The following is an 18,099-nucleotide window of genomic DNA, read 5'->3' on the forward strand; positions in this document are numbered from 1 at the left end:
GTGGTGCCCGACCGGAGAGGTGACGACGTGACCCACTCCCCCTCCGGAACGACCGGGCCGGGCGAGTTCCGGTGGCGGGACGTGTTCGCCGCCGGTGGGGAGATGGGCGCCCGGATCGCCGCCCACGACTGGGCGGCCACCCCGCTGGGCCCGGTGGAGAAGTGGCCACAGAGCCTGCGTACGGCGGTCTCCATCTGCCTGCACTCCCGGTTCCCGATCCTGCTCTGGTGGGGCCCGGAGCTGGTGATGCTGCACAACGACGCGTACCTGCCGGTGCTCGGCGCGTCGAAGCGGGACGCGCTGGGTCGCCCCGGCCCGGCGGTGTGGCCGGAGATCTGGCACGTCATCGGGCCGATGCTGACCGGGGTGCTGGGCGGCGACGGGGCCACCTGGAACCAGGACCAGCTGCTCGAGCTGGACCGGTACGGCTTCGTCGAGGAGTGCTACTTCACCTTCTCGTACAGTCCGATCATCGACGAGTCGGGCGCGCCCGGCGGCGTCTTCACCGCCGTCACCGAGACCACCGACCGGGTGGTCAGCGACCGGCGGCTGCGGGCGGTCAGCGAGCTGGCCGCCGCCCTGGTCGACGTGGTGGACCCGGAGGAGGTCGCCCGCCGGACGGTGGCGGTGCTGACCCGCAGTCCGGCCGTGCCGATGGCCCGGCTCTGGCTGACCGACCCGGACGGGCCCCGGCTGGCCGCCGCGGCGGGGACGCGGCCGCCGCCCGGGGCGGAGTCGAGCTGGCCGATCGCGGAGATCCTGGCCGACGGGCGCCACCGGCTGCTGCCGGCCGACCCGGCCGACGACCCGCAGCGGCCGGGTTGCCCGATGGTGGCCCTGGAGCCGGTGACCGAGCCGGGCGGCGCCGAGCCCAGCGCGGTGCTGGTGGTGGGGCTGAACCCGCGCCGCCCGGTGGACGCCGGCTACCTGTCCTTCGTCGCGCTGCTGGCCGGGCACGTCGGCACCGCGCTGGCCGGCGCCCGCGCCTACCAGGAGGAGCACCGGCGGGCGGAGGCGCTGGCCGAGCTGGACGCCGCGAAGTCGGCGTTCTTCGCCAACGTCAGTCACGAGCTGCGCACCCCGTTGACCCTGATCACCGGGCCGGTCCGGGACGCCCTCGACGACCCGGCCCAACCCCTGCTCCCGGCCCAGCGGCGCCGGCTGGAGCTGGTCGACCGCAACGCGGCCCGGCTGCGCCGGCTCGTCGACAGCGTCCTCGACTTCACCCGGATCGAGGCCGGCCGGCTGGTCCCGGAGCGGGTGGCGGTGGACGTGGCCCGGCTCACCCGGGAGATCGCCGCGTCCTTCGTGCCCGCCGTGGAGCGGGCCGGGCTGACCTTCGAGGTGGACTGCCCGCGGCTGCCCCGGGCCGCCTACCTGGACCGGTCGATGTGGGAGAAGGTGGTGCTCAACCTGCTCTCCAACGCGCTCAAGGCGACCCTGTCCGGTGGGATCCGGCTGCGGGTGGCGGGCACCGGCGGCGGGTTCCGGCTCACCGTCACCGACACCGGCGTCGGCATCCCCGCCGACCAGCTCCCCCAGCTGTTCCAGCGGTTCCACCGGGTCACCGGCCCGACCGGCCGGTCCGCCGAGGGCACCGGCATCGGGTTGGCCCTGGTCCGCGAGCTGGTGCAGCTGCACGACGGGGAGGTCTCCGCGACCAGCACCCTGGGTGCGGGCGCCACGTTCGAGGTCCGGATGCCGTACGGCACCGGCGCGAGCCGCCCGGGGCGGGCGACCGGCACCGGTAAACCACCGGCCGCCGCCGGGCTCGTCGTGGCCACCGCCGGCCCGGCCGAGGGCGAGGTGGGCGCGGCGGACGGCCCGCGCATCCTGCTGGTCGACGACAACGCCGACCTGCGGGCGTACGTGACGGAACTGCTCGCGCCGCGGTTCCGGGTGCGCACCGCGGCCGACGGCCGGGCCGCGCTCGCCGTGATCGCCACCGACCCGCCCGACCTGGTCCTGGCCGATGTGATGATGCCGCTGCTGGACGGCTACGGGCTGCTCGCCGCGGTCCGCGCCGACCCGGCCACCGCGCACCTGCCGGTGGTGCTGCTCTCCGCCCGGGCCGGGCCGGAGGCGGCCGTCGAGGGACTGACCGCCGGCGCCGACGACTATCTGGTCAAGCCGTTCTCGGCCGGCGAGCTGCTGGCCCGGGTGCAGGCCAACCTGGATCGGGCCCGGGACCGGCTGCGCCGCGGCGACTGGGCCACCCAGCTGGTCGAGTCGATCACCGAGGGCGTCTGGGTGGCCGACACCGACGGGGTGGTCATCGAGGTCGACACCACCTTCGGCGAGCTGACCGGGTACGGCCCGGAGGGCGTGCCCTACCCGCCGCCGCACCCGTGGTTCCCGGACCCGCAGACCCACCCGGAGGAGCGGGCGCTGATCGAGCGGGGCCTGGTCCACCTGCTCGGCGAGCACACCGGGGCGTACGAGGTGCCGTTCCGGCGCCCGGACGGGCGGCTGCGCTGGATGTCGGTCTCCGCCGGCGAGGTCCCCGACCCGCCGCACGACCGCAACCTGCTGGTCGGCACCATCCGGGACGTCACCGACGAGCACCTGGCCCGGCTGCGGCACCAGCGGGCGGCCACGTTGGCCGACCGGTTGGCCGCGGCCGGGGACGAGGAGGAGGTGCTGGCGCTGACCGCCCGGGCCCTGGGCGAGGCGTTCGACGGCACGGCGTACCTGCTGCCCGAGCAGGGCCCGCCGGTGGCGCGCACCGCCACCGGCCCGGTCGAGGTGCCCACGCTGGACTCGGCCGTGGCGGCGGCGCTGACCGGCGCGGCCGAGGCGCCGCCCGGGCCGGGTGAGCTACCCGGGGTGGCCGGGCGGCTCAGCACCGCCACCCGGCGGTGGCGCAGCTGGGTGGCGTTCCCCCGGCCCCGCCCGGTGCCCGCCGAGGAGCACCTGCTCGGCGGCCTGCTGGTCGCCGCCGGCGTCCAGGCGCTGCTCCGGTTGGAGGCGGTGACCCGGCAGGACGAGGCGACCGAGCGGCTGCGCGGCGCGGTCCGGGAGGCCGGCGAGCGGGAGCGCGCCTGGCAGGCCGAGGCCGCCGCCCGCGCCGCCCAGCAGCGGGCCGACCGGCGGTTCCGCACCCTGGTGGAGGCGTCCACGGCGGTGGTCTGGACGGCCGACCGGCAGGGCCGGATCGTCGAGCCACAGCCCTCCTGGGAGGCCTACACCGGCCAGGTCTGGCCGGAGTACGCCGACGACGGCTGGGCCGGCGCGCTGCACCCCGACGACCGGGCGCGGATCGGCGCGGCCTGGCGGGACGTGGTCGCGGCCGAGGCGCCGCTGTTCGAGGCCGAGGGCCGGCTGCGGCACGCCGCCACCGGCGGGTACCGGCACTTCGCGCTGCGCGCGGCCAGCCTGCGCGACGAGTCGGGGCGGGTGACCGAGTGGGTCGGCACCATCGCCGACACCCACGACCGGGTGCTGGCCGAGGCCCGGGACGTCACCGCGCGGCAGCGGGCGCTGCGCCAGGCCGAGGAGCTGGCCCGGCTGGCCGGCGCGCTGAGCTCGGCCGAGGAGACGGCGGCGATCGTGGCGGTGATCGTCGCCACCGCGCCGGCCGTGGTGGGGGCCGACGCCGTACGGCTGGCCCTGGCCCCACCGGGGTCCCCGACGCTGGAGGTCACCGACCACACCGGCCCGGTGCGGCTGGCCGTCGAGGCGGACGTCCCGCTGGCCCGGGCGGTCCGCGACGGCGCGCCCACCCCGCTGCCCGACGGTGCCGGGGTCTGCCTGCCGCTGAGCTACGGCGACGGTGGCGTGCTCGGCGCGCTGGAGCTGCGCTGGGCGCAGCCGGTCGCCGACGACGACGCGCGGCGCAACCTGCTCGACACGGTGGCCGGCCTGTGCAGCCAGGCGCTGCGCCGGGCGGAGCTGACCGCCTCGGCGCGGGCCATGGCGGATTTCGCCGCCCGGCTGAGCGTCACCCGCTCCACCGCCGAAGCCATCGACGTCATGTTGTCCGCCGCGCCGCTCGCGCTGGGCGCCGCGCTGCCCGGCCTGGCGATGCGGGACGGCGGGCTGGGCGTGCGGCTGTGGTACCACGACCACGACGTGCCGGAATCGCTGGCCGCGACGTTCGACGGCCTGCGCGCCGACGATCCCCGGCCGATCGCCCGGGCGCTGCGCACCGGCCAACGGGTCACGGTGCGCGACCGGGCCGACTTCGCCCGGCAGTTCCCGGAGCTGCCGGATCCGGTCGGCGGGCACGGCATCGTGACCACGGTGGCGCTGCCGCTGTTCGACGGGGACCGCCGGCCGGTGGCCGCGCTGGCCTTCGGCTGGCACCGGGAACGCCCGCTGCGCGCCGGTGACCTGGCGCTGCTGGACACCATCGCCGACCTGTGCGAGCAGACCCTGGAACGGGTCCGGCTGGCCGCCGCCGAGCACAACCTGGTGACCCGGCTGGCGGGGCGGCTGCGGTCGACCGCGACCCAGGTTCCGGAACCGCTGGAGATCGCCACCCGCTACCGGCCGGCGATGACCGGGCTGCACCTCGGCGGCGACTGGTACGACCTGATCGCCCTGGACGGCGGGCGGCTCGCGGTGGTGCTCGGTGACGTGGTGGGGCACCGGGTGGAGGCCGCCGCCGACATGGCCCAGCTACGCACGGTGGTGAACACGCTGATCCGCTCCGGGGTGCCGCTGGCCGACGTGTTCGGCCGGGTGACCGAGCTGATCGGGTACGGCTTCCTCGGCACCTGCCTCGCGCTGATCGTCGACCCGGCCGCCGGGGAGGCGGCGGTGGCCCGGGTCGGGCACCCGCACCCGGTGCGGGTGCCGGCGGGCGGCGTGCCGGAGACCGTCACCACGGGCAACTCGCTGCCGCTGGGGCTGGTCCGCGAGCCGGTGCCGGTGACCCGGGTCCGGTTCGCCCCGGGCGACCTGCTGGTGCTCTACACCGACGGCCTGGTGGAGCGGCGCGGCCGACCGTACGACGCGGGGGTGGCCGCGCTGCACGAGGTGATCACGCCGCTGCGGGACGAGCCGGTGGAGGCGGTCGCCGACGCGATCCTGACCGGCCTGTCCGGGGCCGAGGACGACCAGGCGCTGGTGGTGATCCGGCACGCCCGCTGAGCGGGCGCCGGCGACCGGTTCGTCCGTTCGCGTTGCGGCCGGCGATCTGGGGGAAAGCAGACCGTGGGCGGCCGCCGCCGCCCACGACCGACGGATGGAGGACCAGCCCATGGCGACCAGCGCACAGCCCGCGAATGCCTCGGGGACCTACCGGATCGGGGGTGACCTGCAGGTCGACCGGCTCGGGTACGGGGCGATGCAGCTCACCGGGCCCGGGGTCTGGGGCGACCCGAAGGACCCGGCGGAGGCGGTGCGGGTGCTGCGCCGCGCCTACGAGCTGGGCGTGACCTTCATCGACACCGCCGACTCGTACGGGCCGTTCGTCTCCGAGCTGCTGATCAAGAAGGCGCTCCACCCGTACGCCGATGACCTGGTCATCGCGACGAAGGCCGGCCTGACCCGCTCCGGGCCCGGCGACTGGCGGCCGGTGGGTCGCCCGGAATACCTGCGCCAGCAGTGCGAGCTGAGCCTGCGCCACCTGGGCCTGGAGGCCATCGGGCTATACCAGCTGCACCGGATCGACGCGAAGGTGCCGCTGGAGGACCAGCTCGGCGAGCTGGCCCTGCTCAAGCAGGAGGGCAAGATCCGGCACATCGGCCTGTCCGAGGTCAGCGTCGCGCAGATCGACGCGGCCCGGAAGGTCACCCCGATCGTGTCGGTGCAGAACCTCTACAACCTGGCCGACCGCAGCGCCGAGGACGTGGTGAGCTACTGCGAGCGCGACGACCTGGCGTTCATCCCCTGGTTCCCGATCGCCACCGGCAACCTGGCCAAGCCCGGCGGGCCGCTGGACGCGATCTCCACCGAGCACGGCGCGACGCCCGCGCAACTCGCGCTCGCCTGGCTGTTGCGCCGGTCGCCGGTCATGCTCCCCATCCCGGGTACGTCGTCGGTGGCGCACCTGGAGGAGAACGTCGCCGCCGCCGAGGTGCAGCTCACCGACGACGAGTACGAGGCGCTGTCGAAGGCCGCCTGAAAGGAGGGGCCCCCTGTTAACGCCTGCGGTATAGCAGGGGCCCCCTGTTAACAGCCGCCGTGGCCCACCCGTCCGGAGCGGGTGGGCCACGGCCGCCGATGAGACGCGGGTGACCGGTCAGTCCCAGATCCACCGCAGGACGGTCCACATCTCGATGCCGACCATCACCACGGTCCAGACGACGGCGGCGACGGCGCACCGTTCTCCCGGTTCCGGCCGGTCGACGCGGTTGCGGGCGACCGGCCGGGGTGGGCCGGAGTCAGACGGCGAAGCAGTTGGGGCGGATCGCCGCGTCGGCGAGCGCCTGCCGGACCACCGTGTACGTGGTGCCGTCCAGGACCAGGCCGAGGTGGCCGACCACCCGCAGCGGGCACGCCGCCTGGATCAGCACGTTTGTCGCGCCGTCGGCGAGCACCGCGTTGTCGACCGGGCGCACCAGCTCGTCCTGCCAGGTACGCACGGTCGTCCAGCGCACCGCCCCCGGGGTGTCGTCGCCGGCGTTGAGGGTGGCGAGGAAGTCCGAGCCGATGGACATCTGCTGGCAGGCCACGATGCCGGCACAGCTGCCCAACCCGACGAAGTTGACGATGTTGGCGACGTAGGTGCCCTGCTGGGGGCTGCCCAGGCTGACGTAGCGTCCCACGGTGTCGGTGCCGCCGAGGAACTTCACGTACCAGCGGGAGACCAGACCACCCTCGGAGTGGGTGACCAGGTCCACCTTGGCCGCCCCGGTGGCCGCCCGGACCTGGGCCACGTACGCGCCCAGGGCCTGCGCGGACTGCCGGATGTCCCCGAAGCCGAGGTTGGGCAGCTGATAGATCCAGACCCGGTAACCGTCGGCACGCAGCCGCGCGGCGATCGGCTCGTACGCGATGGAGACCCCGATCAGGCCGCCGACCACGATGACCGGGTTGGCGTTGGCGGCGGCGAGGGTGGTGGCGCTCGCCGTAGTGGCGGCCCCGGGGCCGTCGGCGGTGGCGCTGGTCGCGGCTCGGTTGGCCGCCGCGTCCCGGCCGGTGGTGGTGGCGGTCCGGTCGGCGATGGTGGTGATCGCGGGCCGGTCGGGGGCGGCGCGGTCGGCGGTGGCGGCGCTCGCGGCGGTGGGAGCGAGCAGGACGGTTGCGGCGGTGGCCGTGGCGAGGATCGATCGAAGCAGCATGGCTGCGCCTCCGGTGGGAGGTGCCCGGGGTTGTCCGGGCGGGACGGGTGGGGGGCGATCGATCGTGGACACGATGATGCGTGTCTTGTTTCACACCCGTCAATGAAAAGTTACGCGCCGGTAACCCGTTGTCCCCCAGAGCGCACAAACCCCCATATCCGCTCCCCGTGAGGCGCCCCGCAGCCCGCAAGATCCGCACAACTTCGCTGAAGTTGTTGCCTCGTAACGGGATTGAGGCAACAACTGCACTGAAGTTGTCCGGATCTTGGCGGCGGCACGACCAGAACGCCCGCCCCGGATGGTCGGGGCGGGCGTAGGGAGGTGGGATGGGGAGGGGTCAGGGGCGCCGGGCGACTCCGGCGACGAACGTGCGCCAGGAGTCGGGGGCGAAGGTCAGGACCGGTCCGGCCGGGTCCTTGGAGTCACGGACCCCGACCACCCCCGGCAGGTTGTCGGCCACCTCGATACAGGCACCACCGTTGCCGCTGCTGCGGCTGCTCTTGCGCCACCGCGCGCCGATCAGGTCCATGTCTCTGCCACTTCCGCGAAAAGGTCGACTGACTGCCGGTGGGACAGCGCCTCGCCGCGCACGTTCTCCCACGCGGCCATTATGGCCGCGAGGTCGTCGGGATCGCTAACCACTTGCCCCTGCAACAGGTTGTCCAGATAGCCGGCGACCCGGTGGTCCGGGGAGGTGGCGAGCACGAACGGTCCGTTCAGCCCGGCATACTCGCCCACTGTGGACGGCACCACGTGCACCCGGACGTGCGACTCGGCGCAGGCCGTGACGATCGCCTGCAACTGCTCGCGCATGGTGGCCGGCCCGCCCACCGGCCGCCGCAACACCGCCTCGTCGATGACGGCCGTGAGCTGGGGTGGATCGTCCCGACGCAGGGCACCCTGCCGGTTCAGCCGGGCGGTCAGATGGCGGGCGACGTCAGCGCGCGGAATCAGCCCAGCCCCGCCGAGCACAGCTCGGGCGTAAGCCTCGGTCTGGAGCAGGCCCGGCAGAACCAGCGGCTCAAACCAACGCAGCGACACCGCGTCTCGCTCAATCTCCTGCCAGGGACGGAACCAGATTGGTTCACGACGTCTCGAAGTGTCCGGCCAAATGTCCACCACGTCCCGCTGGAGCACCTCGGCCGCCGCCATCCGGTGCCGGGGGTGCGGGATCCGGCCCTCGCTCAGCCACCGGCCGGCGGTCTTCGGATCGACACCCACTCGCTCGGCGAGGGCTTCCGTGGTCAGCCCCGTCTCGTTCAGCGCTGCCCGCAACGCGTCGTTCACGCGCACTCCTATCGGACGTCCGAAATATCCGCCGACCATATCGGTACGCGGTGTATCTGCCCAGCAACAGAACGGAGGGTTGGGCACAGAGGACGGTAACGACTGGAGAAACCGACGATGCGAAAGATCAAGCCGGGCGATGTGCTGCACCTGACGGGCGACGCGTCACCGCAGTTCGCCGCCACCTCGATCCGCCTCCGGGTCATCCGCGAGCTGGTCGACCGGCACCCGCCGCACGGCTGGACGTGGATCGAGGGCTACCAGTTGGGCGCGCGGGATCAGGCGGTCGCCAAGCGCGAGCTGTTCGTGCTGCGGGAAGGCTTGCGATGGGCAACACCGCCCTGCTCACCCGGCCCGCGCAGGCAGGTGCACAGCCGCGCGGGGGCCACCCGGTGACCGCCTCCCCCCACCGGCGCGAGCACACCGCCCTGCCGCCGACCTGGCTCTGCCGCGCCTGCGCACACCCGTGGCCGTGCGGGGAGGCCCGGGTGACGCTGCTGCGCCAGTACGGCCACGACCGCGCGGGCCTGCTGGTCTACCTGGCGTCGCTGATGGCGGTCGCGCAGGAGCAACTGACCGACCTCGACTGCGGCAACGCCCCGCGTCTGGAGGACCGGTTCCTGACCTGGGCCCGTTCGAGGTAGGACGCTGCCTCTGGACTCAGCCGAGGAATGGTGCTCGCAGGTCGTGCCGGTCGTCGTTCGCCGGCAACTCCTCCGCGACGACCGCGTAGGACGGGCTCGGTCACGCCGCCGCCACTTGACCGTCCTCCACCGTCTCCTGCGCCACTTGGCGATACAGCCCGCACAGCATCGCACCGGGACACCTGGATTTATCCGGTCTCATCGAGCAGACCGCGGCGAAGCGCCTCTGCGCGGATGTCGAACAAGGGCACCAACTTGCCGTTGCGGCGCACCTTCCAGGCACTCCAGCCATTGATAGTTGCCTTGCCAGTGACCGTCGAGCCGGCGGGAGAGGGAGATTCGAAGACTTCGCCGCCGTCAAGCTGGATCTGCCCACCACGACTGATCCGAGCCGTGTGAGCTACCCGCTTGTAGGTGAGAACCAGCTCCTCATCCACGTTCAAGGCGCCGACGCTCACCAGACGAGCCACAGTTACTCCCCCGAAGTAAGCCCGCGTCCGCCGCGACACTCGCGTGGGCACCTGCTGAAGGGGAAGCTCCGGCGGCGTCTCCGCCGGCGCACTGGACGCCGGGAGGGTGCCGGGCGGAAGAATGAAGCCCAGCTTCTCGGGATCCCAGATGATCTCGCACAGCCGCTCGTAGAGTCGCTGCCTGACGTCGATCGCGGCGAGGCCGAAGTCCGGCATCGGATGGAAGAGTTTCCCGAGGTTGTACCTCTTGATGACTCCCTCGGTGAAAGGCTTGTTCCGCTGGTGGGTGACCTGGTGAAGGGACGCTGTCAGGTGGTTCTGCCCGCGATACCACTCGACCTTCTGCTCGTACGGCGCGTCCTGATAGCTGGCGTTGTAGGACTTCCGGAGGAGCAGCAACGCCCCGACCCGGTTGCGGTGCACCCGGAACGCCGCCTCAGTTCTTGCCTCGGGTTGGTAGCGCTCGAACTTGTTGGCCCAGATGTGTTCAATCTCGTAAGGCTCATCTTTGTCCAGGTAACGCGCCATCTCGTTAGGACGCCCACACTCAACCTCCACGAACGCGGTCAGCCGCGCCAGAAGGTACCTGACCTGCGCGCGATTGTCCGCACGGAGGCCGTAGCCCTTGACACCGGTGAAGTCGGCGTCCAGCCCGGTGATCCGCCGCCCCAGCGCCTTGGCCAAGGCATCGATGTCACGACACGCGCGCAACTCGATCAGGACGGCAAGCATGTCACCCTGCAACCCACCTGGCTTGGTGATCCGGTTGTTGACGGCCATCCTCATGAAGACCAGGTCGAGGTAGGCGGCCACGAGGAATGCCTTCTCCCGGAACTGGGCGTCCGAGTCATCCGGGGCGAGCGCGGCCATCAGGAACGGCATCTGATCGAGTTCGTTCCTGGCGTTGTAGAAGACCGGCTCCAGACCTGGCTCGAGAACCGCCGCAGCCGCGTTGAGCGTGGCGTAGCGCTCGGCCAGACGTAAGAGCTCATGCTCGATGAATCGGGCGAAATCGGGCGCGTTGACGAGACCCATCCGCCCGGCGTGATTCTCCTGCACCCAACCGTGGAATGACACCGCGACGTCCGCGGCCTCTTCCTCCGTCTGGACGAAACGGCCGACGAGCAGCGCCTGGAGGAATCGTGCGGCGGTTTGCGGCGCCCGGCTCCCGATCCGGATGAAGGCCCGGTTCCAGGCATCCCCGAGGCGGGGCAGGTTGTTGCGGTTACTCGCCTTGCGCAAGAGGAAGCTCTTCAGCAGGTCAGCCGGACCGAGCTGTATCCCCCGGTCGTTCATGGTCTCGAAGATCTCCCAGCCCTGCCTACGATCGTTCGCGTTGATCCCGACCAAACAGACCCGGTTGAGCAGCCAGTGGATGAATAGTGGAAGTGCCTCGTCCCGCACAGACTCGGGAAGGAGTTCGTGGAGTTCCATGCCCCGCTCGTACAGATTGCGGACCGAAGCACCAGCATCTGGCGGCAGGATGTAGGGCTTGTCCTCGTAGATCGCCTCAAGCACAGGTGCCCGCGCGTCGGAACGAATCGCGTACGCGCGTTCACCGTACGACGTGCCGGCGATCAGTGGTTCCAGCGCGGCGATGTCGTTCTGGTACTCCGGCCGGTCAGCCTCGATCGCCAGGCGGCGTAAGTGCAACAGGAGAAGGTGAAGCGTCGTCACACGCTGCTGGCCGTCGACGAGCGCGGCCAGGTCGTCGTCCCGGTAGTAGACGAATGGCCCGAGGAAGTATGGGCGATAGTGACGGACCTCCCGCCGTTCGTCCCCAGGCGTCCAGTCCTCGACGAAGTGGCCGGTCAGGTCGTCCACGAGGATCTTGACGTCCTCGCGGCCCCAGCTGTATTCCCGCTGATAGGGGTCGAGCCGGAACTGAAATTGACTGAACAGCTGCTGGATCGTGAAACCGTCACCTCGGATCGGCGCATCCGGCATCAGGCCACCTCCCCCGCCTCGGATCGTGCCGAGCCCTCATGAAGATCTGTGGCCCGGGCAGTCAGTGCCTCGGCGATGGCGGCGAACTCCCGCAACGCCGCCTGAAGGTCCTCCACGATCTCCTGCGCGATGACCTCGGGCGGCAGTAGCGCGTCGGCGTCTTCCAGGGACGCATCCTTGAGCCAGGTGATGTCGAGGTTGACCTTGTCGCGGACGATCAGCTCGTCGTAGGAGAAGGGCCGGAACCGTTCGGTCTCCACCCGCTCGGCGCGGTCCTTGCCGGGCAGGTAACAATCGACGAAGTCTTGGAGGTGTTCCCGGCGCAGCGGGTTCTGCTTCAAGGTGAAGTGCTGGTTGGTGCGGAAGTCGTACACCCAGAGGTTTCGGGTCCACGGCTCCTCACGGGCGCGCTTGCGCTCGAAGAAGAGAACGTTGGCCTTGACCCCGCCGGCGTAGAAGATGCCGGTGGGCAGGCGCAGCATGGTGTGCAGGTCGTACTGCTTGAGCAGCCGGCGGCGGATGGTCTCCCCCGCGCCGCCTTCGAAAAGCACGTTGTCCGGCAGGACGACCGCGGCCCGGCCGTCGATTTCCAGCAGCGAGGCGATGTGCTGCACGAAGTTGAGCTGCTTGTTGGCGGTGGTGGCCCAGAAGTCGGCGCGCTCGATCTCGCGTTCCTCCCGGGAAGATCGCCCGTCCTCGCCGACCATCCGTATCGACGAGCTGCGGCCGAACGGTGGGTTGGCGAGCACCAGGCTGACCCGCCGGTCCGGCTCCCGGCCAAGTGCGTCGCGCACGTCGATCAGCGACGGCCCGTTCGGGCTGCCGATGCCGTGCAGCAGCATGTTCATCGCCGCGAGCCGCGCGGTGCCGTCGACCAACTCGGTGCCGAAGATCGCGCCGCTGGCGAGCCGCCGCCGCTGGTCCGGGGTGAGGGCGTTGCCGTGGTGGCGCTGGATGTGCTCGAACGCCGCCAGCAGGAAGCCGCCGGTCCCGCAGGCCGGGTCGGTGATCGTGTCGTCGGGGCTGGGCAGCATGCAGTCGACCATCGCGGCGGTCAGCGCGCGTGGGGTGAAGTACTGTCCGGCGCCGGACTTCGCGTCCTCGGCGCCCTTGGCGAGCAGTTCCTCATAAGCGTCACCCTTGACGTCAACCCCGGCGCTTGACCACTGCTCCTTGTCGATCAGGTCCACGATCAGCCGCTTGAGCTTCGCCGGGTCCTGGATCTTGTTCTGCGCCTTGCGGAAGATCGTGCCGAGGGTGCCGTCCTCCCGGGCCAGCCCGATGAGGATGTGCCGGTACTGCACCTCCAACGCGTCGCCCTCGGCGTCCAGCAGGGTCTGCCAGCTCAGCTCGTCCGGCACGATCTGCTCCGGCTTGAGCTTCCGGTTGGCCCGCTCGTCGGCCATCTTGAGGAACAGCAGATAGGTCAACTGCTCCACGTAGTCAATGGTCGAGACGCCGTCGTCGCGCAGGACGTCGCAGTAGTTCCAGAGCTTGTGCACCAGACGGCGCGAATCCACAGTGCTCACAGTGGCAAGGTCTCCTGCTGGTAGTCGTCGCCGGTCACCCTGGTCGGCGGAGCCGGCAGCTCCTTGGGGGTACGTCGAGAGCGGGTGCGCTGCTTCGGGATGGTCATGGCGCGCTCGGCCTTGATCCGGGCGAGCAGTTCGGTGGCGGGTTCGTCGTTCGGATCTTGAGGGACAAAGCGTCCCGCGAACGCTTCCGCGAGCAACGATGCGCGCAGCCCTGCGGCCTGCTTTCTGGTTCGTTCGATCGCCTCAATCAGCCTCTCGATGCCAGACAGCCGTTCATTGGTGCGAGCAACGATGTCTCGCTGTTCGGCCAACGGGGGAACCGGAAACTCCACCGCCTTGAACCTGGATGCTGAAAGATGAGCGATGTTGGTCGTAATACGCAGCTCTCGAGAGAAACGACCAGCATGCATATGGCGCCGAAAGACCAAAAGCGCCCACTCTGGGTCGACGCCGGGGCCGGCCCGGAAGCGGAGAATACTGTTGGTGAAGGCAATATCCTCGGGAACCCCGCGATAGAGCGCCGGACGGCCGAGCAACTCGGGGCTCTGGCCCTCATTGAGGAGGATGTCCCCGGGTGAAAGCTTGAACCGCTCAAAGACAGCCGGTGGAAAGTCCATCTCCATGATGTCGCTCGTGTCGATGCGATCCTCGAACACGTTGGCCACTCGTAGGTAGGGACGCATATGCAATCCGGTGTGCCAGTCTGGGTGACGCTGGCGACCCAGATCGACACGCCCGGCTTCCGCGACTGTCACGGTTCGCCAACACTCGCCGCCGCGCAACGGAACAGCTTCGATCAGCAGCCGCTTCTTAAGTGCACGCAGGCGCAACAGCTGCTTAACGAGGATGCCCAGCCCTGCCTTGAGTCGAGATAGCTTTGCATCAATTGCACTCAAGATGCGACGCTGCTCGGGCAGCGGCGGCAAAGGCAGAAGCAGTTCAGTAAGGTAAGAGCGCGGCACACGACGAAGGCCCACCGCACCCGTCATCGCCGCTTGAGCTGCCCTCCTGACAGCCGGTTGCAACAAGAAATGAGCAAGATATCCGGGTTCGACAGCACCCAGGGAACGCAGGGCGAACAGCTCGGTACTTCCCAGCGCCCGACCGCCGACGAGTCCAGACGCCAGAGCAATCTTGCCGTTCTCCATGCAAGGGGTCACCTTGGCGAACATCACGTCGCCCTCCTGAAAGGGCGTCAGCGACCGCTTCTTGGCGTCTCCGTAACGAATGCTTTGACTAGCGTCCATTCTCCCGGACTCAGCTTCCACCGATGCCATCGGCACCATGGAGACCATGTCATCGTCGTCGGGCTGATGGTCGAAAGTCCGAGGATTGATAGCGACAACGTCTCCCAGACGGGCGTTGGTCCACCCCGGAGGCAGATCCGTCACGCGGTCAACTCCTCGTTCAGCTCGTCCAACAGCGGCTCCGCCCGCTCCCCGAACGCCCCCGCGTACCCGTCGATCCCGCCCCGTTCGGTGAACGGCACACCCTCCAGGTCGTCGGGCGTGATCTCCACGCTGACCGCTATCACGTCCTTGATCCTTTCCAGCCACCACACCTGGTCGGCCGTGAACGTGGCCCCCGCCTGTTGCTGCCGCAGCAGCCACCCACGGAAGCGCTCCTCTATGGACGCCCGGTACGGGCGTAGCTCCTGGTCGATGCCCAGCTCGTAGCGGACCAGAGCGACCAGGTCGGTGATCCCGCGCGAGCCGGCCTGCTCCGAGGTCCGGCCGAGCAGGACGTACGCCTTCCACAGCGACTCCGGCGTCCACGCCTGCGGGGGGCGGGCGATCCGCGCGGCCAGCTCCTTGAGCTGGTCGTAGCTGATCCGGCCCTTGCCCTCGTAGAAGACCTGCAAGGCAGTGATCTCGTCGCGGTGCTGCTCCAGGTAGTCGTGCCAGCTCCGCACGGTGACCTGAGCGCGCTCTTCGGCCGGCACCCCGGCAGCCGAGACGAGCCGGTCGACGTTTACCTCGTCGATGGTGATGTCGTGGGCGCGGCGGATCTCCAGGATGCGTTCCCGCAACTGCGGGTTGGCCGCGAGCGGGCGCAGCGCGCCGGCCAGCAGGTCGCGGACGGCGTCCGGTCCGGCCTGGGTCGCCGGGTTGAGCTGTTCGGGGGCGACGGCGTCGACCAGGCCGCGCACGATGCCGGTGAGCGGCTGCCCGGCCAGCTCGGCCAGCTCGGCGCGTTCGTCGTCGGTGAGCTGCCGGTCGAGGCGGGACAGCCGGGAGGCGAGGGTGGCCACCTCGTCCGGGTTGGCGGTGAGGGTGCCGGCCTTGCGGAGCAGGTCGCGCAGGGAGATCTGCTGTTCGCTGTGCCGTTGCAGCGGCACCGCCTCGTCCAGCTCTGCTTCGGTGACGCCGACCGCGTCGACGATGACGAACCGCTCCTTGACCTCGGCGTCCGGGGTGACGGACTGGAAGTCGGCCGGGTCGATGGTGCGGGCGCCGCGCCCCTTCATCTGCTCGAAGTAGGTGGCGCTGCGCACCGGCCGGAGGAAGAAGACGCATTCCAAGGGCCGGACGTCGGTGCCGGTGGCGATCATGTCGACGGTCACCGCGATCCGCATCTCCGGGCTGTTGCGGAACGCCTGGATGAGCGTGTCGGGGTTGTCGCCGTCCCGGCGGGAGGAATAGGTGATCTTCTTGACGAAGTCGTTGCCACGTCCGAAGACCAGTCGGACCATGGCCACGATCTCCTCGGCATGGTTGTCGTCGCAGGCGAAGATAAGCGTCTTCGGCACAGTGGAGCGGCCCGGGAAGATCTCGGCGAAGAGCCGGTCCCGGAACGTCTTCAGTACCAGCCGAAGCTGCCCCTTGGAGATCACCGACCGGCCCACCTGGCGGCCGGCGTACGTGAAGTCGTCCTCCAGCTCCTGGTAGCGCTCGGCGCGGGTGCGGCGGTCCCGCAGCGGCACGACGGTGCCGGCCTCGATCCTCTCCCCCGATTCGGTGATCTCGGTCTTGATCCGATACACGTCGAAGTTGACGTTGACGCCGTCGGCGACCGCCTGTTCGTAGGTGTACTCGGAGACCAGGTTCTGTTGGAAGAAGCCAAGGGTCTGCTTGACCGGCGTTGCGGTCAACCCGACCACGAAGGCGTCGAAATACTCGATGACAGCCCGCCACTTGCCGTAGATCGAGCGGTGGCACTCGTCGACCACGACCAGGTCGAACGTCTCCGGTGGCAGCTGCGGGTTGTACCCGACCTCGGCCGGCTCCTCCAGGTCGTAGCTGTCGTAGGCACGATCGTCCAGGTCGACATCCGGAAGCTCGGCGCCGCGCAGCGCCCCGTACAGCCGCTGAATCGTGGAGATCACCACGTTGGACGAGTCGAGCATGCCGGCGCCCGACAGCCGATCGACGGTGTACAGCTCGGTAAACTTCCGTCCGTCGTCCGGGGTTTGGTAGCCGGCGTACTCGCGTAGCGTCTGCTTGCCGAGGTTGTTCCGGTCGACCAAGAAGAGAATCCGGCGGGCCCGGGCGTGCTTGAGCAGCCGGTAGCTGGCGGTGACAGCGGTGAAGGTCTTCCCCGCCCCGGTGGCCATCTGGATCAGCGCCCGGGGTCGGTCCTCGGCGAGCGACCGCTCCAGGCCGTCAACGGCGTCGATCTGCGCCGGGCGCAGGCCGAGCCGGTCCAGCGTAGGCATGCGCCGCAGTCGGGCCCGCAGGGTGGGCGCGGCCGGCTCGTCGTCCGCCTCCCGCATCCACCGCGCGAGCGTCTCCGGCCGATGGAAGGCGAAGACCTCACGGGTACGCGGAAACGGGTCGAGCCGGTTGACGAAGGCGGTCTCAGTGCCGGTGGCGACGTACCCGAAGGGCAGCGCCTCCTCACGCCGCCACGCGCCGAATCGCTGTTCGGCGGTGAGCCCGTGGAGGTAGCGGTCGAGCTGCGCCTCGACCCCACGTGGGGCGGTGCCCTCCCGCTTGGCCTCGATCACGCCGACCAGCCGTTGGTTGACGTAGAGAAGGTAGTCGGCCCGGCCCGTCGCGAGGGTCACCTCCCGCACCGCGACGCCGCTGCTGGCGTACAGGTTGAGCTGGTTCTCGTCCTGGACCTGCCAGCCCGCGGCGGTGAGCTGCCGATCGATCTCGACCCGGGTCTGCATCTCGTTGAGCGGCTCGTGGGACGCGCGGCGGGCGCGGGCGATCAGATCCTCCCGCTTGCCGGCGGAGACCTTCGCCGGCTTCGCGCTGTCGAACTCCTGCTGGGCGGCCTCGGCGGCCGGTTCCAGGCTCGCCACCAACGCGGCGGCCTGCGGTCGGCGAGCGTCAGCCTCGCGCACCGCGGCCTCGGCGTCCCGGGTCGCGTCGGCCTGCGCCTGCTCCAGCGACGCCTTCCCCGCCAGCAGCAGTTTGGCGTCGGCGAGTTCCCGCTTGTAGCGGTCGATCTCGGCTTGGAGGCTGTCGGCGATCGAGGCGGGAACCTGGGCAGTCGGCGGGGTGGGCGGCACGAAGCCCCTCGGCGTGCGGTCACTGGTCAGCGCCCGGTGATACCACAGCCCCAGCTCGAAGCAGGTGTGCAGCAGCGCAAGGGCCTCGCGGACCTCGCTCAGGTGCCCATGCACCGCCTCGTTGCCGACGCTGCGCAAGCGCTCAAAAGCGGCGTACACCGGTGGGGTGAGCGTGCCGTCGGCGTTGAGCGCCTGCACCTGGTGGACGAATTTGGTGCTCTGGGCTCGCGCCCCGGTGCGCCTGACCAGGTCCCGGGCCAGCACCTCGCCGAAGCTGCGGGTCTTCACCATCGCCGCCTGTGCGTCGACGTAGACGAGTGATTCCGCACCGGCGCCATACCAAACTAGGAGCGGATGGTCCTTCAAGAAGCCGAAGTTGGCGGACTGCTCCGCCAAGCGGCGTACCTGCTGCGGATCCACGACTCTCCACGTCCATAGTCGACGGTGAACACGTCAGAATATGAATGTGAGTCGACGTACAAAACCCCGTCGGGAATCGGGTATCCGACAGATTCTGCGGTCCGCAGC

At 70.4% G+C, this 18,099-nt stretch carries 11 protein-coding genes; 4 read left to right on the forward strand and 7 right to left on the reverse strand.

Features of this window, described 5'->3' with window-relative positions:
• Nucleotides 1-27 precede the first annotated feature (27 nt).
• Both K7640_RS12710 and K7640_RS12715 read left to right on the forward strand, forming a co-directional pair.
• Nucleotides 28-5,094 carry a SpoIIE family protein phosphatase gene (locus K7640_RS12710; protein WP_222954975.1) on the forward strand — a complete coding sequence of 1,689 codons (5,067 nt, stop codon included), beginning with the start codon at nucleotides 28-30 and terminating at the stop codon, nucleotides 5,092-5,094.
• Nucleotides 5,095-5,203: 109 nt separating this feature from the next.
• Nucleotides 5,204-6,070: an aldo/keto reductase gene (locus tag K7640_RS12715; protein ID WP_222954976.1), complete on the forward strand. Its 867-nt coding sequence runs from the start codon at nucleotides 5,204-5,206 to the stop codon at nucleotides 6,068-6,070.
• A 259-nt stretch (nucleotides 6,071-6,329) separates the two neighbouring features.
• On the opposite strand, the gene K7640_RS12720 is transcribed toward K7640_RS12715, so the two are convergent.
• The 3 genes from K7640_RS12720 to K7640_RS12730 all read right to left on the reverse strand — a co-directional run bounded on the left by K7640_RS12720 (nucleotide 6,330) and on the right by K7640_RS12730 (nucleotide 8,516).
• A complete protein-coding gene (locus tag K7640_RS12720) occupies nucleotides 6,330-7,229 on the reverse strand; it encodes an alpha/beta fold hydrolase (protein WP_222954977.1) in 900 nt (299 codons plus the stop codon).
• A 337-nt stretch (nucleotides 7,230-7,566) separates the two neighbouring features.
• Nucleotides 7,567-7,758, reverse strand: coding sequence for a DUF397 domain-containing protein (locus K7640_RS12725; RefSeq protein ID WP_222954978.1), 192 nt, complete (start codon nucleotides 7,756-7,758; stop codon nucleotides 7,567-7,569).
• Nucleotides 7,749-8,516, reverse strand: a complete 768-nt coding sequence (locus K7640_RS12730) for a helix-turn-helix transcriptional regulator (RefSeq protein WP_222954979.1) — start codon at nucleotides 8,514-8,516, stop codon at nucleotides 7,749-7,751. The genes K7640_RS12725 and K7640_RS12730 overlap by 10 nt, the downstream gene beginning before the upstream one ends.
• A gap of 117 nt (nucleotides 8,517-8,633) precedes the next feature.
• Between K7640_RS12730 and K7640_RS12735 the strand changes: the two genes are divergently transcribed.
• Both K7640_RS12735 and K7640_RS12740 read left to right on the forward strand, forming a co-directional pair.
• Nucleotides 8,634-8,912 (forward strand): hypothetical protein, encoded by a 279-nt coding sequence (locus K7640_RS12735; RefSeq protein WP_222954980.1) that lies wholly within the window; start codon nucleotides 8,634-8,636, stop codon nucleotides 8,910-8,912.
• On the forward strand, nucleotides 8,909-9,160 hold the full coding sequence (locus K7640_RS12740) for a flavin reductase (RefSeq protein ID WP_222954981.1): 252 nt from the start codon (nucleotides 8,909-8,911) through the stop codon (nucleotides 9,158-9,160). Before K7640_RS12735 ends, K7640_RS12740 begins: the two co-directional genes overlap by 4 nt.
• A gap of 188 nt (nucleotides 9,161-9,348) precedes the next feature.
• On the opposite strand, the gene K7640_RS12745 is transcribed toward K7640_RS12740, so the two are convergent.
• Genes K7640_RS12745 through K7640_RS30800 form a run of 4 tightly spaced genes read right to left on the reverse strand, consistent with a single transcriptional unit; the run spans nucleotide 9,349 to nucleotide 17,991 of the window.
• A complete protein-coding gene (locus K7640_RS12745; RefSeq protein ID WP_222954982.1) occupies nucleotides 9,349-11,577 on the reverse strand; it encodes a DUF262 domain-containing protein in 2,229 nt (742 codons plus the stop codon).
• Nucleotides 11,577-13,097, reverse strand: coding sequence for a class I SAM-dependent DNA methyltransferase (locus K7640_RS12750; RefSeq protein WP_222954983.1), 1,521 nt, complete (start codon nucleotides 13,095-13,097; stop codon nucleotides 11,577-11,579). The genes K7640_RS12745 and K7640_RS12750 overlap by 1 nt, the downstream gene beginning before the upstream one ends.
• A gap of 5 nt (nucleotides 13,098-13,102) precedes the next feature.
• Nucleotides 13,103-14,503 carry a restriction endonuclease subunit S gene (locus K7640_RS12755; protein ID WP_222954984.1) on the reverse strand — a complete coding sequence of 467 codons (1,401 nt, stop codon included), beginning with the start codon at nucleotides 14,501-14,503 and terminating at the stop codon, nucleotides 13,103-13,105.
• Nucleotides 14,500-17,991, reverse strand: coding sequence for a DEAD/DEAH box helicase family protein (locus tag K7640_RS30800; protein ID WP_308042533.1), 3,492 nt, complete (start codon nucleotides 17,989-17,991; stop codon nucleotides 14,500-14,502). The genes K7640_RS12755 and K7640_RS30800 overlap by 4 nt, the downstream gene beginning before the upstream one ends.
• Nucleotides 17,992-18,099 lie beyond the last annotated feature (108 nt).

Source organism: Micromonospora sp. PLK6-60 (assembly GCF_019890675.1).
In the GTDB taxonomy this organism is placed as follows: domain Bacteria; phylum Actinomycetota; class Actinomycetes; order Mycobacteriales; family Micromonosporaceae; genus Micromonospora.